25 protein-coding genes and 1 pseudogene are annotated in these 24870 nt (G+C 66.9%); 14 read left to right on the top strand and 12 right to left on the bottom strand.

Features of this window, described 5'->3' with window-relative positions; all coding sequences use genetic code 11:
* The first annotated feature begins 62 nt into the window (after window positions 1-62).
* The 3 genes from AB5J62_RS08955 (at window position 63) to AB5J62_RS08945 (ending at window position 2692) form a co-directional block, all read left to right on the top strand.
* The gene (locus AB5J62_RS08955) at window positions 63-1118 is read left to right on the top strand and encodes an SDR family oxidoreductase (RefSeq protein WP_370947668.1); all 1056 of its coding nucleotides are present in this window, start codon (window positions 63-65) and stop codon (window positions 1116-1118) included.
* Window positions 1119-1315: 197 nt separating this feature from the next.
* Window positions 1316-1942 (top strand): DUF4360 domain-containing protein, encoded by a 627-nt coding sequence (locus AB5J62_RS08950; protein WP_370947667.1) that lies wholly within the window; start codon window positions 1316-1318, stop codon window positions 1940-1942.
* A 114-nt stretch (window positions 1943-2056) separates the two neighbouring features.
* Entirely contained in the window at window positions 2057-2692 is a 636-nt protein-coding gene (locus AB5J62_RS08945; RefSeq protein ID WP_370947666.1) for a DUF4360 domain-containing protein, read from the top strand.
* Between the two features lie 64 nt (window positions 2693-2756).
* Here the strand turns inward: AB5J62_RS08945 and AB5J62_RS08940 are convergent, their stop codons facing one another.
* Window positions 2757-3176: an ester cyclase gene (locus tag AB5J62_RS08940; RefSeq protein WP_370947665.1), complete on the bottom strand. Its 420-nt coding sequence runs from the start codon at window positions 3174-3176 to the stop codon at window positions 2757-2759.
* A 78-nt stretch (window positions 3177-3254) separates the two neighbouring features.
* On the opposite strand from AB5J62_RS08940, the gene AB5J62_RS08935 reads away from it, so the two are divergent.
* Window positions 3255-3869, top strand: coding sequence for a TetR/AcrR family transcriptional regulator C-terminal domain-containing protein (locus AB5J62_RS08935; protein ID WP_370947664.1), 615 nt, complete (start codon window positions 3255-3257; stop codon window positions 3867-3869).
* A gap of 85 nt (window positions 3870-3954) precedes the next feature.
* Here AB5J62_RS08935 and AB5J62_RS08930 read toward each other — a convergent pair whose 3' ends face one another.
* Window positions 3955-4692, bottom strand: coding sequence for an SDR family oxidoreductase (locus AB5J62_RS08930; protein WP_370947663.1), 738 nt, complete (start codon window positions 4690-4692; stop codon window positions 3955-3957).
* 32 nt (window positions 4693-4724) lie between these two features.
* On the opposite strand from AB5J62_RS08930, the gene AB5J62_RS08925 reads away from it, so the two are divergent.
* Window positions 4725-5357, top strand: a complete 633-nt coding sequence (locus AB5J62_RS08925; RefSeq protein ID WP_370947662.1) for a methyltransferase domain-containing protein — start codon at window positions 4725-4727, stop codon at window positions 5355-5357.
* 41 nt (window positions 5358-5398) lie between these two features.
* Here the strand turns inward: AB5J62_RS08925 and AB5J62_RS08920 are convergent, their stop codons facing one another.
* The 3 genes from AB5J62_RS08920 to AB5J62_RS08910 form a co-directional block, all read right to left on the bottom strand.
* Window positions 5399-7303, bottom strand: a complete 1905-nt coding sequence (locus tag AB5J62_RS08920) for a S8 family serine peptidase (RefSeq protein ID WP_370947661.1) — start codon at window positions 7301-7303, stop codon at window positions 5399-5401.
* Window positions 7304-7463: 160 nt separating this feature from the next.
* Window positions 7464-9212, bottom strand: coding sequence for a lipoxygenase family protein (locus tag AB5J62_RS08915; RefSeq protein WP_370947660.1), 1749 nt, complete (start codon window positions 9210-9212; stop codon window positions 7464-7466).
* A gap of 110 nt (window positions 9213-9322) precedes the next feature.
* Entirely contained in the window at window positions 9323-10237 is a 915-nt protein-coding gene (locus AB5J62_RS08910; protein ID WP_370947659.1) for an NADP-dependent oxidoreductase, read from the bottom strand.
* A 150-nt stretch (window positions 10238-10387) separates the two neighbouring features.
* Here AB5J62_RS08910 and AB5J62_RS08905 point away from each other — a divergent pair, with 150 nt between their 5' ends.
* The 3 genes and pseudogenes from AB5J62_RS08905 to AB5J62_RS08895 all read left to right on the top strand — a co-directional run bounded on the left by AB5J62_RS08905 (window position 10388) and on the right by AB5J62_RS08895 (window position 13267).
* Window positions 10388-10864, top strand: coding sequence for a DUF6444 domain-containing protein (locus AB5J62_RS08905; RefSeq protein WP_370947658.1), 477 nt, complete (start codon window positions 10388-10390; stop codon window positions 10862-10864).
* A gap of 19 nt (window positions 10865-10883) precedes the next feature.
* Window positions 10884-12115: pseudogene (locus AB5J62_RS08900) on the top strand (IS256 family transposase).
* A 45-nt stretch (window positions 12116-12160) separates the two neighbouring features.
* A complete protein-coding gene (locus tag AB5J62_RS08895; RefSeq protein WP_370947657.1) occupies window positions 12161-13267 on the top strand; it encodes an IS66 family transposase in 1107 nt (368 codons plus the stop codon).
* Between the two features lie 32 nt (window positions 13268-13299).
* On the opposite strand, the gene AB5J62_RS08890 is transcribed toward AB5J62_RS08895, so the two are convergent.
* From AB5J62_RS08890 to pip, 5 genes are all read right to left on the bottom strand, one after another.
* A complete protein-coding gene (locus AB5J62_RS08890; RefSeq protein WP_370947656.1) occupies window positions 13300-13728 on the bottom strand; it encodes a nitroreductase/quinone reductase family protein in 429 nt (142 codons plus the stop codon).
* A gap of 65 nt (window positions 13729-13793) precedes the next feature.
* Window positions 13794-15179 (bottom strand): dihydrolipoyl dehydrogenase, encoded by a 1386-nt coding sequence (lpdA, locus tag AB5J62_RS08885; RefSeq protein WP_370947655.1) that lies wholly within the window; start codon window positions 15177-15179, stop codon window positions 13794-13796.
* 16 nt (window positions 15180-15195) lie between these two features.
* The gene (locus AB5J62_RS08880; RefSeq protein WP_370950217.1) at window positions 15196-15945 is read right to left on the bottom strand and encodes a lysophospholipid acyltransferase family protein; all 750 of its coding nucleotides are present in this window, start codon (window positions 15943-15945) and stop codon (window positions 15196-15198) included.
* A 71-nt stretch (window positions 15946-16016) separates the two neighbouring features.
* Entirely contained in the window at window positions 16017-16421 is a 405-nt protein-coding gene (locus AB5J62_RS08875; protein WP_370947654.1) for a nitroreductase family deazaflavin-dependent oxidoreductase, read from the bottom strand.
* Window positions 16422-16434: 13 nt separating this feature from the next.
* Window positions 16435-17394, bottom strand: a complete 960-nt coding sequence (gene pip, locus AB5J62_RS08870; RefSeq protein WP_370947653.1) for a prolyl aminopeptidase — start codon at window positions 17392-17394, stop codon at window positions 16435-16437.
* Window positions 17395-17510: 116 nt separating this feature from the next.
* On the opposite strand from pip, the gene AB5J62_RS08865 reads away from it, so the two are divergent.
* From AB5J62_RS08865 to AB5J62_RS08855, 3 genes are all read left to right on the top strand, one after another.
* Window positions 17511-18539 carry a LacI family DNA-binding transcriptional regulator gene (locus AB5J62_RS08865; protein WP_370947652.1) on the top strand — a complete coding sequence of 343 codons (1029 nt, stop codon included), beginning with the start codon at window positions 17511-17513 and terminating at the stop codon, window positions 18537-18539.
* 82 nt (window positions 18540-18621) lie between these two features.
* Window positions 18622-19746, top strand: coding sequence for a dihydrodipicolinate synthase family protein (locus tag AB5J62_RS08860; protein WP_370947651.1), 1125 nt, complete (start codon window positions 18622-18624; stop codon window positions 19744-19746).
* Window positions 19746-20555, top strand: a complete 810-nt coding sequence (locus tag AB5J62_RS08855) for a sugar phosphate isomerase/epimerase family protein (RefSeq protein ID WP_370947650.1) — start codon at window positions 19746-19748, stop codon at window positions 20553-20555. Before AB5J62_RS08860 ends, AB5J62_RS08855 begins: the two co-directional genes overlap by 1 nt.
* Here the strand turns inward: AB5J62_RS08855 and AB5J62_RS08850 are convergent.
* A complete protein-coding gene (locus AB5J62_RS08850) occupies window positions 20552-21754 on the bottom strand; it encodes an FAD-dependent oxidoreductase (protein ID WP_370947649.1) in 1203 nt (400 codons plus the stop codon). The genes AB5J62_RS08855 and AB5J62_RS08850 overlap by 4 nt on opposite strands.
* A 61-nt stretch (window positions 21755-21815) precedes the next feature.
* Between AB5J62_RS08850 and AB5J62_RS08845 the strand changes: the two genes are divergently transcribed.
* The gene (locus tag AB5J62_RS08845) at window positions 21816-22547 is read left to right on the top strand and encodes a TetR/AcrR family transcriptional regulator (RefSeq protein WP_370947648.1); all 732 of its coding nucleotides are present in this window, start codon (window positions 21816-21818) and stop codon (window positions 22545-22547) included.
* On the opposite strand, the gene AB5J62_RS08840 is transcribed toward AB5J62_RS08845, so the two are convergent.
* Window positions 22532-22792 carry a hypothetical protein gene (locus AB5J62_RS08840; RefSeq protein ID WP_370947647.1) on the bottom strand — a complete coding sequence of 87 codons (261 nt, stop codon included), beginning with the start codon at window positions 22790-22792 and terminating at the stop codon, window positions 22532-22534. The two genes, AB5J62_RS08845 and AB5J62_RS08840, sit on opposite strands and share 16 nt — an antisense overlap.
* A gap of 83 nt (window positions 22793-22875) precedes the next feature.
* Between AB5J62_RS08840 and AB5J62_RS08835 the strand changes: the two genes are divergently transcribed.
* Window positions 22876-23718, top strand: coding sequence for a peptidylprolyl isomerase (locus tag AB5J62_RS08835; protein WP_370947646.1), 843 nt, complete (start codon window positions 22876-22878; stop codon window positions 23716-23718).
* A 452-nt stretch (window positions 23719-24170) separates the two neighbouring features.
* The gene (locus AB5J62_RS08830) at window positions 24171-24869 is read left to right on the top strand and encodes a response regulator transcription factor (protein WP_370947645.1); all 699 of its coding nucleotides are present in this window, start codon (window positions 24171-24173) and stop codon (window positions 24867-24869) included.
* The last annotated feature ends 1 nt before the right edge of the window (window position 24870 follow it).

Below are 24870 nucleotides of genomic sequence, written 5' to 3'. Positions count from 1 at the left end.
TTATGCCATCCGTGAAGAAGATGCCTTGGACTTATGTCATGGGCGAGCCCAAGATCGTCGGTATGGGAACAGAACGCAAGGTCGCGCTGGTCGTCGGCGCGAACGGGGTCATCGGCCGCAATCTCATCGACCACCTCGCCGGGCTCGGCGATTGGGAGATCATCGGCCTCTCGCGGCGCGGCGGAGAGTCTTCGGAGCGCGTCCGGTACGTGGCCGTCGACCTGCTCGACGCCGAGGACACCACCGCGAAGCTCGCGCCGCTGACCGAAGTCACGCATGTCTTCTACGCGGCTTATCAAGAACGCCCGAGCTGGGCGGAACTCGTCGCGCCGAACCTGGCGATGCTGACGAACGTGGTCGACGCGATCGAGCCGGTCGCACCGGGGCTCGCGCACGTCAGCCTGATGCAGGGCTACAAGGTCTACGGCGCGCACCTCGGCCCGTTCAAGACGCCGGCGCGCGAGGACGACGCCGGACACATGCCGCCGGAGTTCAACGTGGACCAGCAACGGTTCCTCGAGGCACGGCAAGCGGGCAAGGCGTGGTCGTGGTCGGCCATCCGGCCGTCCGTGGTCGGCGGGATCGCGCTCGGGAATCCGATGAACCTGGCGCTGTCGATCGCGGTGTACGCGTCGATCTGCGCCGAACTCGGCGTCCCGATGCGGTTCCCCGGCAAGCCCGGCGCGTATGACGCGTTGCTCGAAATGACCGATGCGGGATTACTGGCCAAGGCGACGGTGTGGGCCGCGACCGAGCCGCGGTGCGCGAACCAGGCCTTCAACATCACTAACGGTGACCTGTTCCGATGGAGTGAACTGTGGCCGAAGCTCGCCGCGTACTTCGGGCTCGAGGTCGCGCCGCCGCTGCCGATGTCATTGAACGATGCGATGGGGGACAAGGCGGCGCTGTGGTCCGCCATGGCCGCACGTCACGGTCTCGGCCACGCCTACGACGAGGTCTCGGCCTGGGGATTCGCCGACTTCGTTTTCTCCTGGGACTACGACATGTTCGCCGACGGATCGAAGGCGCGGCGATTCGGTTTCCACGAATACGTCGACACGACGGAAATGTTTCATGATCTTTTCGATGGGTTCCGCCGCTTGCGGATCATCCCATGACCAATGGTTCCCATTTCCCGAAGATCGGGAATTCGACGAATTTTATGACGTCGCCTTATGAATGGAACCCACGATTTCACACTGCGTCATAGAAGTTTTTCCTTCCCCCGTTCAGCGGTGGCCCGGTTTGCGATTATTACGCTACGCTTTGGCACCGCCGTCGACCCCGCTTTGGACGCACGTCGGAAGGACCATCCATGATCAGCGCTATTTCTGCTGCCGCCATGGCGTTGTCTCTCATTTCCCCCGTATCCGCGGCCGCCGCCGCGGATACCAACCCACCCGACAGAATCACCGTGGACGTCGTGACCGTGAACGGCTCCGGGTGCAGACCCGGCACCGCAGCGGTCGCCGTTTCCCCCGACAACTCCGCGTTCACCGTCACCTACAGCGATTTCCTGGCACAGGCGGGCACGGGCACCGCCGCCACCGACTTCCGCAAGAACTGCCAGCTCGGGTTGCGTATCAACATTCCACAGGGCTTCACCTATGGGATCGCGTCCGCCGACTACCGCGGATACGCCAACCTCAAGCGCAACGCCACCGGCGTGCAAAAGGCCAGCTACTACTTCCAGGGGCATTCCGCCACGGGCAGCCGTACCCACACCTTCTACGGCCCGACGGACGACAACTGGCAGGCCACGGACACCACCGAGGTCTCTGAAATCGTTTACCAGCCCTGTGGCGAAAAGCGCATCTTCAATGTCAATGCCGAAGTTCGGGTAATGGCGAAAGCGGATGCGCCGACCAGCTTCATGACAATGGACTCGATCGATGGCGGCGTCAACACCATCTACCACTTCTCCTGGAAGACCTGCCCGTAGAAATATAACAGTCAAGATCCATACTCCATTTAGCGGTACGCGGGTGTAATAAATAAAGGCTACGGTTGATCACCGCCGTCGAATCACCGAATATTTCGTCGGAAAGGCGTCTCTATGATCAGCACGCTCTCCGCTGCCCTATTAGCAAGCACAATCATCATTCCCCCCGGTGGCGCCCCCGGCACCACACCGCCGCCGGACCACATCACCATCGAGATCGTGACGGTCAACGGTTCCGGGTGCCCGCTCGGAACCTCGGCCGTCGCGGTTTCGCCGGACAACAAGGCATTCACTGTCACCTATAGCGACTTCCTGGCGCAGGCGGGCGCCGGGACCAAACCGACCGACATGCGGAAGAACTGCCAGCTCAATCTCAAGGTGAACGTGCCGCAGGGCTTCACCTACGGGATCGCGTCGGCCGACTACCGCGGTTTCGCCAGCCTGATGAAGGGCGCGAAGGGAACGGAGAAAGCGAACTACTATTTCCAGGGAATGTCACCGACGGCCTACACGAGCCACGTCTACAACGGCCCGCTGTCCGATGACTGGCAGGCCACCGACACCACCGAGGTCGCCGCGATCGTGTACTCGCCCTGCGGCGAGCGGCGCAACTTCAACATCAACACCGAGCTGCGCGTGGACGCGGGCACCTCGGACCCCAAGAAGACGAGTTTCATGACCATGGACTCGACGGACGGCAACATCGCCACGACGTATCACTTCGCGTGGAAGACCTGCCCCGGCATGTAGGGGGGTGAGCACGTCGCGGGGTGGGGTTCCGTGTCCTAGACGGAACCCCACCCCGCGACTTGTCTTACGCTACCTGGGAAGTGACGCCCAGCTGGGTGAGAATTGTGGCCACGTCGTAGTAGACCCGCTCGCAGACGAGCCGGTCCTCTTCGAAAAGGAAGAAAGCGGTCATCCGGCACCGGAACTCCCGGCCCGTCGGTTCCTCGCCCATGAAACTGCCCTTGTGGGTGCCGAGCAGGTCGAACTCGACGATCACGGCGTCGTCCGCGTGCCGCAGCGAGATCAGCTCGTTGCGCTGATCCGGGAACGCGCCGCGGGTCTTCTCGTAATAGGCGGAAACCTCTTCCGCACCATCGAAGACCTGCCCGGTCGGGATCAGCTCGTACCGCGGATGCTCGAACGTGCCGAGCGTGACGTCGAACGCGTGCACGTTCTCCGACTCCATGTGCTCACGCACGATCGCTTCCCGGGCTTCCCTGCTCATGCTCCGCACTCCTTCGTCACACGTACACCGTACGTACGACAGTGGCACGTACACTGTACGTAAGTCAAGGAGGCAGTAGTGGCGCTCACCAGGGACCGCATCGTCGACGCGGCCATCAAGCTCATCGAGCGCGACGGCCTCGACGCCGTCTCGATGCGCAAACTCGCGGCCGAGCTCGACGCGGGCACGATGTCCCTCTACAACCACATCCCGAACAAGGCCGCACTACTCGACGCGGTCAGCGAGCGCATCTTCGCCGAGCTCGACACCCCGGCCGGCTCCGGCGACTGGCGCGACCGCCTCCGCGCCCAAGCCCACGCGCTCCGCGACCTCTCCCGCCGCTACCCCCACGCCTTCGTCCTGCTCGCTTTACGCCGCCTGGGCACCGAAAGCGGCCTGCGCCCCGTCGAGCGCGCACTGGCCACCCTGGCCGACGCGGGCTACCACGGCGACGAAGCCGTCCACGCGCTCCGCGCGATCGTCGCCTACATCACCGGCGCCCTCATGCGCGAGGCCGAAACCACCCCCGCGCTCGGCGGCGTCCCCATCTCGCCGTACGCCTCCCCCATCGACGCCACCGAGTACCCGCTGGTCGCCGCCGCCTCCCCCACCCTCGCCGGCTACGACCACGCCCTCGAGTTCGACCAGGGCCTGGACCTCCTCATCCAGGCCCTCGCCACCCGAGGCTCGTAATAGCCCGAAAGTGGCTTTCGTCAGGTGTTATCTGACGAATGTGGCTTTCGGGCTATGGGATCTGACGAAAGCCACATTCGGGCTATCAGCCGCGGCCGATGAAGGGCATGGTCGTGGCCGTGATCGTCAGGAACTGGACGTTGGCGTCGAGCGGCAGGCCCGCCATGTAGAGGACGGCATCCGCGACGTGGCGGGCGTCGAAGGTCGGCTCGACCTTGAGGGTGCCATCGGCCTGGGGCACGCCGTGGGACATCTTCTCGGTCATTTCCGTGGCCGCGTTGCCGATGTCGATCTGGCCGCACGCGATCCCGAACGGCCGCCCGTCCAGCGAAAGCGACTTGGTCAGCCCGGTGATCGCGTGCTTGGTCGCGGTGTAGGCGATGCTGCCGGGCCGGGGGCTGGTCGCGGAGATCGAGCCGTTGTTGATGATCCGCCCGCCCTGCGGATCCTGCGCGCGCATCAGCCGGAACGCCTGCCGCGCGCAGAGGTACGAGCCGGTCAGGTTCGTGTCGACGGTCCGGCGCCAGTCCTCGGTGGACAGTTCGTCCGGCATCCCCCACACCGACAGGCCCGCGTTGTTGACCAGCAGGTCGAGCCGTCCCCACGAGGCGCGCACGGTGTCGAACAGCGCCTCGACCGAAGCCTCGTCGGTCACGTCGGTCGGCACGACGAGCGCGCCTTCGGAAGCCGTCTCGCGCAGCGCGTCCTCGCGGCGCCCGGCCAGCGCGACCTGGTAGCCGGCGTCGAGCAGCGCTCGCGCGATGCGCCTGCCGAGCCCCGAGCCCGCCCCGGTCACGACCGCGGTCCGACTCTCCGTAGCCATCCGGATCCTCTCTTCGAGCGTAGTGTCACAGCATGGGTCTTCTTGACGGTTTCAAAGCCGGGGTGGCGAGACAACTCGGCCATCCCAGCGGCCTGCCCGGCAAGATCATCGGTGCCCTGCTCAACCGTGGCAATGCCAGACCGGTCACCGGCGCGGTCGACGCGCTCCGCCTCCGCGGCGGCGAGACCGTGGCCGACTTCGGTTTCGGCGGCGGCATCGGGCTCAGGCTCCTGCTCGCCGGAGTCGGTCCGGACGGGACGGTGCACGGCGCCGACATCTCCGAGACGATGCTCGACAGCGCGCGCACCAGGCATCGCGGCGATGCGCGGCTCAAGCTGCATTCCGCTTCGCTGACCGGACTTCCGTTGCCGGATGTCGCGCTCGACGGCGCGATCACCTGCAACACCATCTACTTCATCGAAGACGTCGACGCCGCGTTCCGCGAGATCGCGCGAGTGCTCAAGGACGGCGGCAAGATCGTGGTCGGCATCGGGGACCCGGACGGCATGCGCAGGCAGGGTTTCGCCGAGCAGGGGTTCCGGATCCGCGACGCCGACGAGGTCATCGGCCTGCTGGCCGACGCGGGCCTGGCGCTCGACGAACGGGTCCGCGTGCCGACCGGCCGGTTCCCGTTCCATCTACTGGCCTGCGTCAAAAAGCACTGAAGGCCGCCACCTCGCGGTGACGGCCTTCAGCGGGACTCGAACTAGTTGACCGCGGTCACGCCGAGCGCGGCGAGCGCCGGACCGGCCATGATGATGCCGTTGCCGGTCACCGAGTCGACGCCGGGCGCGCCGATGTCGATCGTGCTGGCGATCAGCGCGGAGCGGATCTGCGCCGGGGTCGCCGTCGGCTTGCCCGAGAGCAGCAGCGCCGCGATGGCCGCCGCGTGCGGGGCCGCCGCCGAGGTGCCGAAGAACGGCTGGAACCCGGTCACCGTGGTGGCGGTGCCGTCAGCGGCGGTGATGTCGGGCTTCTGCCGGACGGCGCCACCGGTCGACGAGAAGTTGCCAGGCGTGATCGCCGCACCGGCGGCCGTGTAGAACTGGCGGCGCAGGCCGTCGGACGAGAACCGCTCGTTCTTGCTGGCCGAGGTGAACAGGCCGGGGTACGGACCGGCCGGGTTCGCCGGGTCACCGGTCTCCAGCGGGCGGCCGAACGCGGCGGCTGCCGGGGCGGCGGCGACGCTGAACGCGTTGGCCGCCGACGAGTGACCGGAGGTCACCCCGTTGGTGCTGAAGCCTTTCAGCGTGCCGGAGTCGACAAAACGACCGCGGATCACGTTGAGCGCGAGGAACCGGTCGGCGCCGCTGTACTTGACGACCGCGACGCGGTAGCCGGAGCCGCTGCTCGGCACGCTCACGATCTCGTACGGGTTCTGCGAGCCGTTCTGAGTGTCCTCACTGGACGCCACGACGCTGCCGGACGAGTTCAGGATGAACAGGTCGTAGTCGTTGGCGGACTTGCCTGCCGGGTCGGACCAGAACAGCGTCACCGGCTTGCCGAGCGAGCCGGCCGAGAGCGGGTTGTAGATCTGGGTGGCCGAGCCCTTGTCGAAGTCGTGCGCGACGCCCGACTTGCCGCTGATCTTCTTGCCCGAGTTGACGAAGTCGCCTTCCCAGTAGCCGCTGGTGCCGTCGGTCTTGTTGCCCGAGTTGCCCGCGGAGGAGAAGTAGAGCACGCCGGCGGCGGTGACGTCGTTGACCGCCTGCGCGACCGGGCCGTCCTGGAACGGCGACTCGTCGAAGTAGGCGACGTCGTCGACGATCACGTTGCACTTGCCGGTGGTGCGCAGCGCGCGGATGTTCGCGGCGAAGCTGGCCTCGCTGGTGAACGCGGTCGCGTAGCCGAGCGCCGCGTCGGGCGCGAGGTCGTGGACCAGTTCCAGCATCGCGGTGCCCTCGTCACCGCTGCCGGCCTGGCCGGGGAGCACGTCCACGGCGGGAAGTTCGCCGGCGTCCTGGGACTTCTTGAGCGAGTTGATGCCGTCGGAGAGCACGCAGACCTTGATGCCCTTGCCGCTCACGCCGTACTTCGTGCGCGCGGTGTCGGCGCCGTGCGCTTTGTCCCCTTCGGACACTGTCGCCGCGGCGATCGCCTGCTTGGCGACCTGCTGGCGGCGGTCCTGCGGCGCGGACTCGGTCCAGGTGATGGCCTGCGCGGCGGGCTTGACCGAGGCGACCTGCGCGCGGTCGGCGATCTTGTCGACAGCGGTGAGCGGGAGTTCGGCGCGGATCGAGTCGGCCTGCGCGTCCTTGACCGTGCCACCGGCCGCGGTGATGGCGCCGAGCAGCGCACCATCCACAGTGGCCTTGATGTCGACGGAGACCTTGTCGCCGCTGGTCTTCAGGTTGGTGCGGTAGTCCGGCAGCTTGCGAGCGAGGTTCTGGTCCTGGCGCAGGCGCTTCTCGACCACGAGCGCGCTGGACTGCTTGCGCTCGGCGTTCGTCAGGGACTGCTTGATTCCTTGCAGCGCACTGATTCCGGCGTCAGTGCGAGCAGCGTCTTGATCCGCGGCGGACGGTTGGGCCACCGAAACGCTGGCTGAGAGCAGCAGCGCTCCGACCGCAACCGGAACCGAGTGCAAAGCGACTCGGCTGAATCTGCGCATGGGTTACTCCATCATCTCGTATCACTCACTTCGAGTGACCCCTGACAGGGTGTAGTGAGGGAAATCTAAGGAGCAACGAGTGAGATGAACACCAACCAAAGTCGGGAAGATGATCCATGCCCAGATGCTGATATGCCGCCGCCAAAGGGGCTGGCTTTCGTTAAATATTGGTGCTATTAGGAATCTGAGAAGGTTTCAGATACTCGTACGAGTGAGCCCTGCGCCGGTTGCGCTGGGCGATCTCGTCCTCGGCCGCGGCCAGGTCGGAGAGGAAAGCCCGCTGCGCTACGGCAATCGGCGTACGACGGACGTCGTCCTCGTAGTCGCCGAGCAGCGTGTGGTGCACCGAACCCAGGAATGTCATCACGCAGAATTGCTGGACCGCGACGTCAAGTGGCGGCAGATGAGCCAGCCAATCGGCTTCGGTGTGGTCACGGCCGCGCGGCTCTTCGGCATAGCCGGCGAGCGGATTCGCGGGCAGAAACGACATATGGTCCTTCTGTGCGAAATTGACGACCGCGTGCTGCGGGCCCGCGATCCAGATGACCATTGTCAATATTTCAACCAGATCTTGACGATCGCCGATCTGGCCAGGCGTCGCCCCGAAGTCCGTGATGTGCCCCCCGGTCGGCGAAGCGGCCTCCGCGGCCCAGCCCTGCAGTTCGTGGTCGGCGAGCACCTCGGCGTCCGTTTTGTAGTACCCGGCGACGAACTCGCCGACCCAGCGCTGGATGGCGTTCCACACCAGCAGACCGTCGTCGCGGTATGGGTGATGCGGCAGCGTCGCGAGGCTGTCGACACCCGCGCGCGCGAGCTTGTTCGGCAAGTAGTTGCCACGGAAGGAGAACGCGAGCCGGTGCTTCGCAAGCCAGGGGTAGGTGCTCTTGAGATCCGAACCGATGAGGTATTCGACGGCCTTGCCCGGCTGGATCAACAGCTCGACGGCGAGCTTGTTGATGGACATCGTGCCCTCGAAATGCCGCTTGAGCAGTATCGAGACCGGGTGGTTCGCGGCGAGGTTGCGCACGGCCGCGAGCAGCACGGCCTCGCTGACCAGGTGCGTGAAGCCGAGGTGGCTCAGCACCTCGTGGTAGGTGTTGTGCGCGGCGAGCACGCAGTTCTTGGCGAGCTTCCACGAGTAGCCGTCGAGCGGGGTGTAGATGTCCCGGCCGGCCGGATCCTGTCCACATTGGATCGCGAACGGACGCAGTGCCCCGCCGGCACGGGGCACCGCGAACGCCACCATAGGCGCGTACATGTACTTCGGCGCCTGTGGATGCCTACCATTGTCCAAAGCGGACATGGCCTGGTAATCCACCCAATAGACCCGTTTCGCCGCGATGGCGGCGGCCAGGTCCTCACCGTCGAGCTCCGGAACGGCGGCGAGATGTTCCGAGGTGAGCGGGAACTTACCCGGCACCTCGTCGAGGCGGACGAGCCTGGTCGGGTCCGGACCGGCGACGAAGTTCTCCGCGAAGTACTCGTCCGATTCGAACCAGTTGACCGCGTCCGGCGGCTTCAGCAGCGCGAAGACTTCCTGGAACTCCTTGAGCGTCTTCGCCGGGTCGTGCCGCTTCGTGCCGCCAGGGACCGGCATGAAGTAGTCGACGAGCCCGGCGATGTCGTCCTGCCTGACCATTTCGGCCAGCCGCAACGGCGCGAGCGGCTGGAGGTCGTTGACGAAGTTCCACTGGCCACGGCGTTTGAGCACCCGCAGGTTGAGCCGGACCTTTTCCTGCGTCTCCAGCGCCTTGAGCTGCCACGGGCGCTCCGGCGCGTCCTCGTCACGCATACCGGAGGACACCGGGAACCCGAACTCAAGTTTGTAGGTGTACCCCGCGCGCACGGCCGCCAGCTGCTCGGCCCGCTCGGCGCGCCCGTCGTGCTGGGAGATCAGGTACTCGGTCAAGACTGCCTCCACCTCTAGTGGAACGGCAGCCTAATCGGAGATCCACTACATGTCACTGGCGCATCTCATATATTCAGTAGAATCTTATTCACTTATCAGTATCACTTAATTCAAGACGCGAACTCGATCACGACCTTACCCCGGCCATGCCCTGTCTCGATCTCACGATGCGCGTCGGCCGCCTGACTCAGCGGGTACGTCTTGCGGACATGGAACCTCAGGTCTCCCTTCGCATACAGCGCCGCGAGCTCGGCCAGCCGCTCAGCCGACCGCCCGCTCTTCGAGACCCGCACGCCGAGCCCGGCCGCCTTTTCATGCTCGACGAGCGTGAGAATCCGGCTCCGATCTTCGACCAGGCGCAGGGAAACCTCCAGCGCAGCGCCCCCGGCTCCGTCAAGTACCGCGTCGACCCCCTCCGGCGCGGCCTGCTTCACGCGCTCGAGCAGCCCGTCGCCGTACACGACCGGAGTCGCGCCGAGCGAACGCACGTAGACCTGATTGGTCTCGCTCGCCGTCCCGATGACGCGGGCGCCTTGGAGCGTGGCGAGCTGCACGGCCGCGGTGCCGACTGATCCAGCGGCCGCATGAATCAAGATCGTGTCGCCTTTGGTCACCTTGAGCACTTCCAGCGCGATATGCGCGGTTTGCGCTCCGGCGGTGAACCCGCCGGCGACCGTCCACGGCATGTCCTCGGGCTTGGCGGTCACCTGATCCTGCGGCACGACGACGTATTCGGCGTAGGCCCTGAGCTGCGTGAACCCGAGCACCTCGTCGTTCACGCGTACCTCGGTGACCCCTTCGCCGACCTCGTCGACAACCCCGGCGAACTCGTTGCCCGGCACCCGCGGCCAGCGCAGGTCCGCACCCGGCGGCTCCCAGCCTGCCCGCACCGCGGCGTCGTACGGCTGCACACCCGCGGCCCTGACCTTGATCCGGACCTGCCCCGGGCCGGGGTGCGGGTCCTCGATTTCGAGCACCCGCAACACCCCGGGCGGGCCTGCCTCGGTGAACCCTGCGACCTTCATGCGCTACCTCCTCGTTGACTGACAACGAGCCTGGTACCTCAAGCAAGGTCGAAGTCAAGGGCGTCGTGAGTGTTTAGACCGGTTAGAACCGGCCGTGTAACTAGTCAGGTCTCTGTCACGTGGTGATCGTCGTTCTGCGATGATCACCACGTGGCCGGGAGTGAGCGTCCGTCGTATGACGAACTTGCTGCCTTGGTGGTGGCTCAGGCCGCGGTGATCGCGACGATTGAGCCGTTGCGGGCTGAGCTGGCCCGGATGACCGAGCGGGTCGCGGAGCTGGAACGGCAGCTGGGGACGAACTCGCGTAACTCGTCGAAACCTCCGTCGCAGGACGTGTATGTCAAGCCGGCACCGAAGTCGTTGCGCGGAAAAACCGGTCGTGGCAAGGGAAAACAACCCGGTGCGGCGGGCGCGAACCTGAAGCTGGTCGATAATCCCGACAGGGTTGTCGAGCATGTGCCGTCGGCGTGCTCGGGCTGCGGGACCGGGTTGCGGAACCGGCCCAGTGTCGATGTGGGGGCGTGTCATGCCAACTGTGTAGGTCGGGGGTGTACCAAGATCGACCGGCCTGGTGGGCGGTCGGAAGGGACACCGAGTGACGCAGAACACATCGCCTCGTCGCAGTGACGAGGCGGCGGCGCGGCAGCTGGCGGAGACGTTCTCGCCGGAGACGATCGACGCGCCGCTGAAGGACGCCAAAGCGGCCGGAACGCCGATCGACGGCGTCAACGGCTTGCTGAATCAAATGACCAAAGCGGTCCTCGAGCGGGCGCTGCAGGCCGAGATGACCGACCATTTAGGCTATGACGCCGCGACCCCTCCGGTCGCGGTTCCGGCAATTCCCGAAATGGGAAGTCGACCAAGACGGTGTCGACGATGAACGGTCCGGTCGATATCGAGGTTCCGCGTGACCGGAACGGGTCTTTTGAACCCGCGATCGTGCCGAAGCGATCTCGTCGGATCGGCAACATCGACGACATGATCCTGTCACTGTACTCCCGGGGCATGACCACCCGCGACATCGAAGCGCATTTGCTGGAAGTTTATGGCGTGAATGCCTCCCGGGAATTGATATCGAACGTGACCGATGTCGTGGTCGACGAGATCAAAGCGTGGCAATCACGTCCGCTCGACGAGGTGTATCCGATCCTGTATGTGGATGGAATCCGGATCCGCGTCAAAGACAACGGCGTGGTGACCACCAAAGTCGCCTACCTGGCCATCGGTGTCGACGTGGACGGCCGCAAGCACGCTCTCGGCTGCTGGATCCAGGACACCGAGGCCGCGAAGTTCTGGCAGAAGGTCGTCACCGACCTGCGCAACCGTGGCGTCAAAGACATCCTCATCGCCTGCTGCGACGGCCTGACCGGTCTTCCCGACGCGATCAAAGTGATCTTTCCTGACACGGTCGTGCAGACCTGCGTGGTCCACGTCATCCGCAACGCCTCGAAATTCGTGTCCTACAACGACCGCAAAAAGATCGCCACATCGATGCGCGAGATCTACTGCGCCCCCACCGTCGAAGGCGCCGAACTCGCCCTGGCCGAATTCGACAAGAAATGGGGGCAACAATATCCAGGAGCCATCGACGTGTGGCATAACGCCTGGAATGACCTCATCCCGTTCCTTGACTACCCGCCGGAACTCCGCAAAATCGTCTACACCACCAATGCTATCGAATCCATCAACTTCCAACTCCGCAAAATCACCAAGAACCGCGGACACTTCCCCGACAAAGACGCAGCCATGAAACTTCTCTACCTCGGACTCCGCAACATCTCCAGTCAACGCGGCGGAACATCCGGAACGGGAACACACGGCTGGAAAGTCGCACTCAACACCCTAGCCCGCCTCTTCCCAGGAAGGCTCCCTTTCTGATAACCTGAAAAACGTAAGTAATCACCTCTGACTTACACAGAAATCGTGACAGGCTCCGATGTGGTGCGCCGTCAGGTGCACGACCTGCCCGAGATCACGCCCGTGGTGACCGAGCATCGGCTGCATCAGCGGCGTTGCCGGTGCGGGGTGCTGACCACCGCGGCCGCGCCGGCCGAGGCGAGTGCCCCGGCGTGTTACGGGCCGAACGTGACCGCGTTGGCGGCGTATCTGCTGACCTATCAGCACATCCCGATCGCCCGCGCCGCGCAACTGCTGGCCGACGTGCTGGGCATGAACGTGTCCACCGGCTGGGTCTCCTCCGTGCTGCGGCAGGTCGCACCAGCCTTGCAACCGTTCACCGACGCCGTCCACGACGCGGTGCGCCGGGCGCCGGTGGCGCATTTCGACGAGACCGCGCTGCGCGCGGCCGGTGTCCGATGGTGGCTGCACTCGGCCTCCACCGAGAAACTCACGACCTATCTGCTGCACCCCCAACGCGGCCGCGACGCGATCGACGCGTTCGGTGTCCTGCCCGGCTTCGCCGGCATCGCGGTGCACGACGGCTGGCACCCCTACCGCACCTACACCGAGGTCGTCCACGCGCTCTGCAACGCCCACCACCAGCGCGAACTCATCGCCGCCACCGAAACCCACCCCGATCAGGACTGGCCCGGCCTGCTGATCGGCGTGCTCGACGAACTCAACGTCGCCGCCCACACCGCCCGCGACCTCGACCTACCCGAACTACCCGCCGAAGTCCTGCACCCGATGATCACCCGCTTCGACAAACACCTCGCCGACGGGCTGAACCTGCATCCCCGCAACCACATCGGACACCCACAAGGCGGCAGACCCCGCCAAAGCACAACCCGGGCCCTGCTCGAACGACTACACCGCCACCGCGACGACGTCCTGCGGTTCGCGTTCGACCTGACCGTCCCCTTCACCAACAACCAGGCCGAACGCGACATCCGCATGACCAAAACCCAACTCAAACTCGCCGGCTGGCGCACCCGCACCGGAGCCACCACCTGGCTCACAGTGCGGTCCTACATCTCCACCACCCGCAAAAACGGCGTCCACACCCTCACCGCACTCCACAACGCCATCACCGGCAACCCCTGGCTACCAACCAACCCAGCAACCACCTGACTAGTTACCCGGCCGTATCACTCACGAGCCCTTTAGGCGTTTTCGAGGAGGACGAGCGGGATCTCGCGCTCGGTCTTGGTCTGGTACTGCGCGTAGTTCTTGTAGTCGGCCGTGATCTTCGGCCACATCCGCGCCCGCTCCTCGGCCGTGGCGACGCGGGCGTGCATCTTCTGCGCGGGCTTGCCGCCGAGCGCGACCTCGACGTCGGGGTTGTCGCGCAGGTTCAGGAACCACGCCGGGTGCGTGTCGTCGCCGCCCCGCGAGGCGACGACGACGATCGCGTCGCCCTCGCGCAGCGGCGAGGTCAACATGACCTTGCGCGGCGTGCCCGACTTGCGCCCGATCGTGGTCAGCTCCAGCACCGGCATGTTCGCGACGGACCAGCCAGCCCGGCCGCCCGTGACCTTGAGCAGGCCACGGTGGATGGCGTTCATCGCTTTCAGCGAGAAATCACTAGGCATACCCGGAGCATAAAGGGGTCGTGAGTGGTACGGCCGGTTAGAACCGGCCGTACCACTCACGAGTCCTACATGTTGATCATGTGACCGGCGAGGCCGTGGATGGCCTCCTTGACGGCCTCGCCCAGCGTCGGGTGCGCGTGGACGTTGCGCGCGACCTCGTGCACGGTCAGGTCCCATTGCTGCGCCAGCGTCAGCTCGGGCAGCAGCTCCGTCACCTCGGGCCCGATCAGGTGCGCGCCCAGCAGTTCGCCGTGCGTGCCGTCGCTGATGATCTTCACGAACCCGGCCGCTTCGCCGAGGCCGTGCGCCTTGCCGTTGGCCGTGAACGGGAACTTGGCGACCTGGACGTCGAAGCCCTTCTCGCGGGCCTGCGCCTCGGTCCAGCCGAACGACGCGATCTGCGGCTGGCAGTAGGTCGCGCGCGGGATCATCACGAAGTCGAGCTCCATGGTCTCCGCGCCCGCGATCGTCTCGGCCGCGACGACGCCCATCGACTCCGAGGCGTGCGCGAGCATGAGCTTGGCGGTCACGTCGCCGATCGCGAAGATGTGCGGGACGTTGGTGCGGCCACGGCCGTCGACGGCGATGGCGCCGCGGTCGGTCAGCGCGACGCCGGTCTTCTCCAGGCCGTAGCCCTCGACCCTGGGCTGGAAACCGATGGCCTGCAACACCTTGTCGGCCTCGAGGACCTGCTGACCGTCCTTCGAGGACACGGTCACGCGCACCGACGGGCCCGAGTCGTCGATCGACTCGACCTTGGTCGACGTCAGAACGCGAATACCGAGCTTGCGGTAGCGGCGGGCCAGCTCGGCGGAGACCTCGGCGTCCTCCAGCGGGACCATGCGGTCGAGGAACTCGACGATGGTGACGTCGACGCCGTAGTTGTGCAGCACGTAGGCGAACTCGACGCCGATCGCGCCTGCGCCGGCGATGATGATGCTGCCGGGGAGGTCGCGCTCCATGATCTGCTGCTCGTAGCTGACCACGCGGGAGCTTCGCGAGGTGCCCGGCAGCAGCCGCGCGGACGCGCCGGTCGCGATGACGCAGTGGTCGAAGGTGATCGTCGAGCCGTTGACACGCAGCGTGTGGTCGTCGATGAACTCACCGCGGCCGTCGAACTCGGTGATGCCGTTCTTCTTCATCAGGAAGTGCACGCCCTTGACGCGCCCGTCGGCGACCTTGCGGCTGCGGTCGAAGGCGGCGCCGTAGTCGAAGCGGACGTTCTCGGTGCCGGAGATGCCGAAGGTCTTGGCCTCTTTGGTGACGATGTGCGCGAGCTCGGCGTTGCGCAGCAGCGCCTTCGACGGGATGCACCCGACGTTGAGGCAGACGCCGCCCCAGTACTTCTCCTCCACGACCGCGGCCTTGAGCCCCAGCTGCGAAGCGCGGATCGCCGCGACGTACCCGCCGACGCCGGCGCCCAGCACGACTACATCGAAGTCTGCACTCATACTTCGGAACTTACTCTCACTCACCGGCTGAAGGGGGCGATTCCCGCCGGGCCTGGGCCAGCAGCGACGTGATCGCCGTCATGATCCGCGCGGTGGCCTCGTCCAGCACCTCGCGCGTCGGGTTCGGGCCCGCGAGGTCGTCGAGGTGGACCGGCGGACCGGCGATGAGGTGGACGGTCTTGCGGCGCAGCAGCCGAGGCAGGAACGAGCCGGCCGGGAGCAGCTCGTGGGTGCCCCAGTTCGCCAGCGGGATCACCGGCGCGCCGGTCTCCAGCGCGATGCGCGCGGTGCCGGTCTTGCCCTTCATCGGCCAGCGGTCGGCGCGGTCGGAGAACGTCGCCTCCGGGAAGATCGCGACGCACTCCCCCGCGTTGACGGCGGCGACGGCGTCGCGGAACGCCTCCGACGCCGTCGGCGCGCCGCGGTAGACCGGGATGTGCTTGCCGGAGCGCATGATGTTGCCGACCACCGGCGCGTCCCACAGGCTCGCTTTCGCCAGGTAGCGCGGCACGCGGCCGGCTTCGAGGCAGAACGCGGTCACCGTGGTCGGGTCGGCGAACGAGAGGTGGTTCGAGGCGACCAGCACGCCGCCGGTCTTCGGCAGTGAGCCGCTCACCCTGAACCGGGTGGACAGCACGAGGAACGGCCACACCACGTCGATGGCGAGGCTGAACCAGAAGCCACGGCCCGCGCGGACGAACCGCCTGCCGTAGGCGATCATCTGGCGGAAGGTGAGCGTGTCCAGCGCGGTCCATCGGTTTCCGATCAGCACAAGCGCTATTCGTAGCCGATGGACCCGCCGATGGGCCACTGAGGGCGGGTTTCCCGCCTAGGGCGTCACACCCGTTCGAGCACCACGACCGGGATCTCCCGGTCGGTCTTGGTCTGGTAGTTGTCGTAGTCCGGCCAGACCTTGGCCATGACCGGCCACAGCTTGGCGCGCTCCTCGCCCTCGGTCGTGCGGGCGCGTGCGGTGAACTTGTCGCCCCAGATCTGCACCTTGGCCTCGGGGTCGGCGAGCAGGTTGAGGTACCAGCCCGGGTGGTTCGGCGCGCCGCCCTTGGACGCGACGATCACCGGGTTGCCGTCGACTTCCTGGTAGATCAGCGCGAACTTGCGCTCCTGGCCGGTCTTGCGGCCCTTCGTGGTGAGCACCAGGGTCGGCACCCCGCCGTTCCAGTCGTGACCTTCCTTCCCGTCGGTCTCTTCGTAGCGGCGGACGTGCTCGTCACCGAACAGCATCTAAACGGCTCCTTCAGTTGGCGAATCGGTTCGTCGCGCTCACGAGCGCGTGCAGCGTGCCCGGCTCGTCGAACGCGTGTCCAGCGTCGTCGACGATGATCAGCTCCGCACCCGGAAGCACCTGCGCGAGCTCCCAGGCGGTCGTCGCGGGGGTGACCACGTCGTACCTTCCCTGGACCAGAACGCACGGGATACCCGCGATCTTCCCGGCGTCACACAGCAGCTGCCCCTCTTCGAGCCAGCCGCCGTGCCGGAAGTAGTGGTTCTCGATCCTGGCGATGGCCAGCGCGAAGCCGGGGTCGCTGAACGCGTCGACCACGTCCTGGCTGGGCAGCAGCTTGAGCACCTCGCCTTCCCATCGGCTCCACGCCAGCGCCGCCGAGGTCCGGACCAGCGGATCCTCGTCGTAGAGCAGCTCGTGGAACACCTCGACCAGGTCCTCGCCGCGGCGCTCGGCGGGCACCGGCTCCAGGAACCGCGCCCAGTGCTCGGGGAACAACATCCCGGCGCCGCCGCCGTAGAGCCAGTCGAGTTCCTTCTTCCGCAACACCGCGATCCCGCGCAGCACCAGCTCGGTCACCCGGCCAGGATGAGTCTGGGCGTACGCGAGGCCGAGCGTGCTGCCCCACGAGCCGCCGAACACCATCCAGCGGTCGATACCGAGGTGCTCGCGGAGGCGTTCGATGTCGGCCACGAGATGCCAGGTGGTGTTGGACGCGAGATCCGCAGCCGGGTCCCCGCAGTGGGGGATGCTGCGCCCGCAGCCACGCTGGTCGAAGATGACGATCCGGTAGCGATCCGGGTCGAACAGCCTGCGGTGCCGGGGACTCGCGCCGCCGCCGGGCCCGCCGTGCAGGAACACCACCGGTTTTCCGTCCGGATTCCCGCTTTCCTCCCAATAGATCTCGTTGCCGTCACCGACGTCGAGCATCCCGTGCCGGTGGCTTTCGAGTTCGGGGTAAAGGCCGATCATGGGTTTCACTATGCCGAACGGGCGTGTCCGGCGGCACTTTCCGCGCCGGAAGCTGGCTACACTTGCGCCCGACCGGCCTACTGGCCGGTCCACCGTCTTATGCCCTCGGAGGGATCATGACCGCGCGTCCTCACGTGACTCTCTCCGATGTCGCACGCAGCGCGCAGGTCTCGCTGGCGACGGCGTCCCGCGTGCTCAACGGCACCACCAATGTCCGCTCCGACCTGCGTGATCGCGTGGTCTCCGCGGCTTCGGAGCTGGCGTACACACCCAACGCGCACGCGCAGGCGCTGGCGGGCGGCGCGCAGCCGACGGTCGGCGTGATCTGTCACGACGTCAGCGACCCGTATTTCGCGGCCGTCGCCCGCGGCGTCATGCGCGTGGCAGGCGACAACGGCCTGCTGGTCATGCTGGCCAGCACCTTTCGCGACCCGCAGAAGGAGGTCGAGTACGTCTCGATGCTCCGCGCGCAGCGTGCGTCGGCGATCCTGCTGATCGGTTCCGGGTTCGAGGACCGCGGCTGGGAGCGCGCGATGGCCGCCGAACTCGACCCGTACCGGCGCGGCGGCGGTCAGGTAGCTGTAGTCAGCAGGCACCGCAGCCTCAAGGTCGACACCGTCCAGCCGGAGAACCGGGAGGGCGCGGCCGCGCTCGCCCGCGCGCTGACCGGCCTCGGGCACCGCAAGTTCGCCGTGCTGACCGGGCCGCGCGCGCTGACCACGGTCAGCGACCGGCTCGGCGGGTTCGCCGACGAGCTGGCACTGCACGGCGTCAAGCTCACCGACGCCGACATCTTCGAGGCGCCGTTCACCCGTGACGGCGGCTATGCGGCCGCGCGGGACCTGCTGGCCAAGAAACATCCGGCGACCTGTGTGTTCGCCGTGACCGACGTGATGGCGATCGGCGCGCTGACCGCGTTCAGGGAAGCGGGTGTCTCGGTGCCCGCCGACATTTCGCTTGCCGGATTCGATGACATCCCGGTTGTGCGCGATCTCACCCCGGCGCTGACCACGGTCGCGCTGCCGCTCGAAGCGCTCGGCGAACACGCGATGGACCTCGCGCTCAAGGGCGCACGCGGCACCCGCAGCCGGATTCTGCGCCTGGAAGGCGAAGTGGTGCTCCGCGAGAGCACCGCCAAGGTCTGACCGACCGGTCTTGTCCTCTCGCCCGTCGTGACCTACCTTCTCTTGAGAAAGCGCTTTCAGGAATAGAGGAGAAAGGCGGCCCATGACGCTCTTGCTGCCCACCCCGGACGGCGATCTGACGCGGTGGACCCCTTCCGGCACCGGTTTCGCGCCACCGTCACGGGGACAATCGGTCACGCGCACCGCCTACGCGGCCGCGCACGTCGTGCTCGACCCGCTGACCGGCGAGCTCGACTGGGACACCACCGCCGCGTTCCGGCAGCACCTCTGGTCGTGCGGGCTCGGCGTGGCCGAGGCGATGGACACCGCCCAGCGCGGCATGGGCCTCGACTGGGCCGAGACCCAGAAGCTGATCAAGCGCACCGGAGCCGACGCGCGCGGCCCGTGGGTCGCCGGTGTCGGCACCGACCAGCTTCCCGCCGGTCCCTCCACAGTGGACGCCATCGTGGCCGCCTGGCGCGAGCAGTACGACCTGGTCGTCGAAGCAGGCGCGCTCCCGGTGCTGATGGCGAGCCGGGCGCTCGCCGCCGCGGCATCCGGGCCTGCCGACTACCGTGCCGCATACGGGAAGCTCCTGTCCACAGTGGAGCAACCGGTCCTGCTGCACTGGCTCGGCGAGCAGTTCGACGCCTCGCTGGCCGGATACTGGGGCCACAACGACGTCCGCGAAGCCGCCAACGAACTCGCCGCGCTCTGCACCGAGCACGCCGAGAAGATCGTCGGCGTCAAGGTTTCCGTGCTGGACGCCGAAATCGAGACCGCGTTCCGGCGCGCACTGCCGCCGGGTGTCGCCTGCTACACCGGCGACGACTTCAACTACCCCGAGCTGATCGCGGGCGACGATCAGGGCCACAGCGAGGCGCTGCTCGGCATCTTCGACCCGATCGCCCCGGTCGCGGGTCTCGCGTTCGACCGCCTGGACGCCGGCGACACCGCCGGTTTCCGCGCGCTGCTCGACCCGACCGTGCCGCTGGCGCGGCAGATCTTCCGCGCGCCCACACAGTTCTACAAGACCGGCGTGGTGTTCCTGGCTTACCTCAACGGTCACCAGAACCACTTCCGCATGCTCGGCGGCCTGGAGTCGTCGCGCTCGATCACGCACCTGGCGACCGTGCTGCGGCTGGCCGACGAAGCGGGCGTGCTCACCGACCCCGACCTCGCGGTGCGCCGCATGCGTCCGCTGCTCGAAACCGCGGGGGTGTGGTGATGGATCGCCTGAGCCTCAACCAGATCACGACCAAGACCTGGTCGGTGCCCGAAGCCGTCAAGGGCTGCGCGGAAGCGGGTGTCGGCTGGATCGGGCTGTGGCGTGACAAGGTCGCCGAGACCGGTGTCGCGGAGACCGCGCGGCTGGTCGCCGAGCACGGTCTGCGCGTCTCTTCCTTGTGCCGTGGCGGTTTCTTCACCGGGGTGAACCCGGACGGCACCCCGGTCGACGGCATCGCGCAGACGCGCGAGGCCATCGACGAGGCCGCCCAGCTCGGCACCGACGTGCTGGTGCTGGTGGTGGGCGGCATCGCCGAGAACGATCTGGCGCTGTCGCGTCAGCGCGTGGCCGACGCGGTCGGCGAGCTGGCCCCGTACGCGCGGGAACGGGGTGTCCGGCTCGGCCTGGAACCGTTGCACCCCATCCAGTGCGCCGAACGGTCTGTTCTGTCTACTTTGGACCAGGCGCTCGCGCTCGCGGAGGAGCACCCGGCCGACTCGGTCGGCGTCATCGTCGACGAGTTCCATGTCTGGTGGGACCCGCGCATCGAAGAGACGATCGCCAAGGCGTCGGGGCGGATCCTCGGTTTCCATGTCTGTGACCAGATGTGGCCGCTGACCGACCCGCTGATGGGCCGCGCGTTGCCCGGTGACGGACCCATCGATCACCGGCATCTGCGAGCGTGCGTCGAAGCGGCGGGGTACACCGGTCCGATCGAGGTCGAGGTGTTCAACACCGAATTGTGGCAACGACCCGGAGGCGAAGTGCTGGCGGAGGTCATTGCCGCATATCGGGACCACGTCGCCTAGACCTTGCTGGGCTCGATCCTGTCGATCTTGTTCTCATAGAGCCATCGCAGGCTTTCGTTGCCGCCGCGGGCCGCTCGCTTGAGCATCACGCGCATGATCGGATCGCGCAGGATGCGGGTGAGCGGACCGGCGGCCTTCCAGTCGCCGTTCTTCTTCCCGAGTTCGACGACGGCCTCGACCCGCGCACGGCGCAGCGACTCGTACTTGGTCAGTGCCGCGGCGATATCACTGTTGTCCCGCAGGCACTTCGCGAGCACGACGGTGTCTTCGATCGCCATCGCCGCGCCCTGACCGCTCGACGGGGAGGTGGCGTGCGCCGCGTCGCCGATGATCACCATGCGGCCGTTGTGCCACTTCGGCACGGACGGGAAGTCGTAGGTGTTCCAGCCCGCGAAGAACTCGTCGGTCGCCTTGACGACCTCGAGGGCGGGACCACGGTCACCGGCGAACATCTCCATCAGCTCGGCGCGCCACTGCTCGGAGCTGATCGCGGCCAGCTCCTCGGCGGTCGGCTCGACCGGGCGCGCCGGGTTGGCCACCCACCACACCTCGCCGCTCGGGCTCTGCATGCAGGCGAAGAAGCAGCTGCGGCCGAAGATCGAGTTCATCACGCCGGGTTCGAGGTCGAACCGGACGTTCTTGGCGTACCCGCCGATGTTGAGCAGGCCGACGTAGCGCGCGCTCGGCGCCTGCGGGTCGATGATCTCGCGGGTGCGCGAGCGCAGGCCGTCCGCGCCGATCAGCAGGTCGCCCTCAGCCGTCGTGCCGTCCGCGAACCTGGCGAGCACACCGGTCTCGGTCTTCTCGGCGTCGACGAGGCGCTTGCCGTACTCGATGCGCACGCCGCGCCGGATCGCCTCCTCGCGCAGCGTGGCGTAGAGGTCGGCCCGTCGCATGGTCTGGCTCGCGGAGCCGTCCGCGCGTGCGCCGCCGTAGGGCAGCTCGCCGAGCGTCTTCCCGGAGCCGCTGATGATGGATATGCGTGGCGTGTCGAAGCCCAGCTTGCGGACGACACCATCGAGGTCGAGTACGTGCAGCGCGTCGAGCGCGTTCACCGCGAGGGTCAGAAACGCACCAACACCGTCCGCCGTCTTTTCGTAGGCCTCATAGATGACAGAGTCGATTCCCGCTTCACGCAAGGCGATCGCACTCAGCGGACCCGCGATGCCGCCGCCGACGATCAAAGCTGTGTATGTCATATACCGAGTATATGACATAAACTTGCCCGCTATACCCGCCGAACCAGCGAATGTGAGTGCCATGAACCACAACATTCCGCCCACTGGAATCGACATGCTTTGGGGCCGAACGGACACCCCGCGACCCAAGCAGCGGCTCAGCGTCTCGCACATTGTGCGAACAGCCGCGGCGCTCGCCGACGCCGACGGCCTCGAAGCCGTGTCCATGGCGAAAATCGCCGAGCGACTGGGTTTTACGGCCATGTCGCTATATCGGCACATCAAGAGCAAGGACGACCTGCTACTGCTGATGCTGGACTGGGTCGCGGCCGTCCCACCCGAACTCGACGACCGGCACGAGGACTGGCGAACGGGCCTGACTTTCTGGTGCCGCGCACAATGGGAATTGCTGTGCGCACATCCCTGGATCGTGCATATCCCGATCACCGGTCCACCGGTCACGCCCAATCATGTGACATGGACCGATCGCGCACTCGGCATGCTCGGTGAAACCCGGCTCAGCGAACGCGACAAGGTGGACATTGTTTTGTTGCTCGCGAGCTATTTGCACACCACCGCGCGGTTCACCGCCGAGCGCGGCACGACCGATCCGGCCGCCCGGGTGCCCTACGGCACCTTGCTCGACGGCCTCGTCGAAGCCGACCGCTTCCCCTCGCTCCGCGCGGCCGTCGACGCGGGCGCGTTCGACCACGTGTCGAACCAGGACGAGGCGGACCGCGAGTTCGGCTACTCCTTCGGCCTCTCCCGCATTCTCGACGGCGTCGAAGCGCTGATCGCTCAGCGTTCGCCGTAGGTCTGCTCGCAGGGAATGCCGTCGTGGTCGGCGTCCCAGCTCACCGGATAACCCGCCCGCACCCAAGCGCTGTAGGCGTAGCTGTAGGAATACCCCTCCGCGCCCATCCGCTGGCAGGGCGTCAACGCCTTCTCCGGCGCACGCACGGTCGTGACGGGCGGCTGCTGGACCACGGTGACCGGCGGCTGGATCACGACGGCGGCGGGCGGAGCGGTCACCGTCGCCTGCGACACCACGGTCGCCACCGTGGCCCTAGTCCCCGGGTCGGGCAGGGCCGAAGTGCTCTGTTCTCCCGGTCACGGAGCGTGCGGCACCCTAAGATCCACGCATGACATACCCGCCGCCACACCAGCAGCAGCCTTCGAAAACGCCATGGCTCTGGATCTCCATCGCGATCGTGGCGGTGCTCGCACTACTGACGACCGGCATCTTCCTCGTCGTCCGGTACCTCAAGGACGACGAGGAAACCCAAGCCGCCGACCGTGTCTCGACGACGACAAGCACCTCGGCGTCCCCCTCCCCCACGAGCGCGCCGATCGCGATCCCCGGTTCCCGGGCACCGCTGCCCCAGCGCCCGGCCCCGCTCGCCGACCCGACCGGCTGCGAATACGCCGCCACCCCCGACCGGCCGGCTTCGAAGCCCGCCACCAAACCCGCCGACGGCGCCGTGCCCGCCGCAGGCAAGGCGACGGTCACCCTCAAGACCAGCGCGGGCACGATCGGCCTTGACCTCGACCGCGCGCTCGCGCCCTGCACGGTCGCCAGCTTCGTCAGTCTCGCCAAGCAGGGCTTCTACACCGGGACGTCCTGCCACCGCCTCGCCGTCGAAGGATTGCAAATGCTGCAATGCGGCGACCCCACCGGCAAGGGCACCGGCGGCCCCGGTTACGCGTTCCGCGACGAGACCTTCCCGCAGATCCAGTACGGCCGCGGCATTCTCGCCATGGCCAACTCGGGCCCGGACACCAACGGCAGCCAGTTCTTCATGGTCTACGGCGACGCCCAGCTCCCGCCGAACTACACCGTCTTCGGCAGCATCTCCGACGAGGGCCTGACCGTGCTCGACAAGGTCGCCAAGGCAGGCATCGACCCGGCCTCCGCCTCCCAAAGCCCGGACGGCACCGGCGCTCCCGTCCTTCCGGTGCAGTTCACCGAGGTCACCGTCGGATAGTCCTTTGTAGACACGGGGGTCGTGAGTGATGCGGCCGGTTCTATTGACGGGAAAGGCAATTGTGGCGTGGCGGTCCGGAGTTTAGCGGCTTTATCCCGGCCGCTTTACTCCGCAAGGTCGTGAGTGTTCCGGCTGCCAGGCTGAAGTGAGGGGACCCCTCAGAGCGTATGTCGCACCCAGGGGTCCCCTCGCTGCACACAGCACGCCACATTAGCCCTTCCCCTCAATAACCGGCGAAAACACTCACGACCCCCATGTTCCCAGGCAGGAATTCACCACCCGTCGTCAGCGATCCCATCATCCGCACACCCCGAAATCCGACTTCGGAAAGCGCGAAACCCCAAGCCCGCAGGCGTCCTTTTAGGACAGTTTCGAGCCACGCCGAACCGACCGGGGTGAGCTGTCTCACCGGTTGATCGGCCAACCGCCGGGTCGTTGACTACGCTGCGGGCATGTCGAGGCTGCTGGTGGTGGAAGACGACGAGACGATCGGTTCTGTGCTGGAGTCCAGCCTCCGGTTGCACGGCTATCAGATCTCGTGGCAGCGGACCGGCCGCGGCGCGCTCATCGAGGCGGAGCACGGGGAGTTCGACCTGGTGCTGCTGGACCTCGGGCTGCCCGACCTGGACGGGGTCGAGGTGTGCCGCAGGCTGCGGGCGGCGTTGCCGTCGACGGTGCTGGTGATCCTGACCGCGCGGCAGGACGAGATGGACGTCGTGGTCGGGCTCGAGGCGGGCGCCGACGACTACCTCACCAAGCCGGTGCGGCTGGGTGAGCTGCTCGCGCGGGTGCGGGCGCACCTGCGGCGGGGCACGACGCACACGCCGAGCAAGCCGCCGATCGAGGTGGGGCGGCTGACCGTCGACACCGCCGGGCGGCGTGTGTGTCTCGACGGGCGGGAGATCAGCTTGCGGGCCAAGGAGTTCGACCTGCTGGCGAGGCTGGCCGAGCAGCCGGGCGTGGCGGTCAGCAGGGACACGCTGATGAGCGAGGTGTGGGACGAGCACTGGTACGGCTCGACCAAGACGCTCGACGTGCACATCGCCGCGCTGCGGCGGAAGCTCACCGACTCCGCGGAGTCGCCTGAGGCGGCGCCGCGCATTTCAACGCTGCGCGGGCACGGGTATCGGCTCGAACGACCGAGCGTGTAAC

It is taken from the genome of Amycolatopsis sp. cg5 (genome assembly GCF_041346955.1).
GTDB lineage: Bacteria > Actinomycetota > Actinomycetes > Mycobacteriales > Pseudonocardiaceae > Amycolatopsis.
Note: the sequence above shows the minus strand (reverse complement) of the source record. Positions and strands in the feature narration are given on the sequence as shown.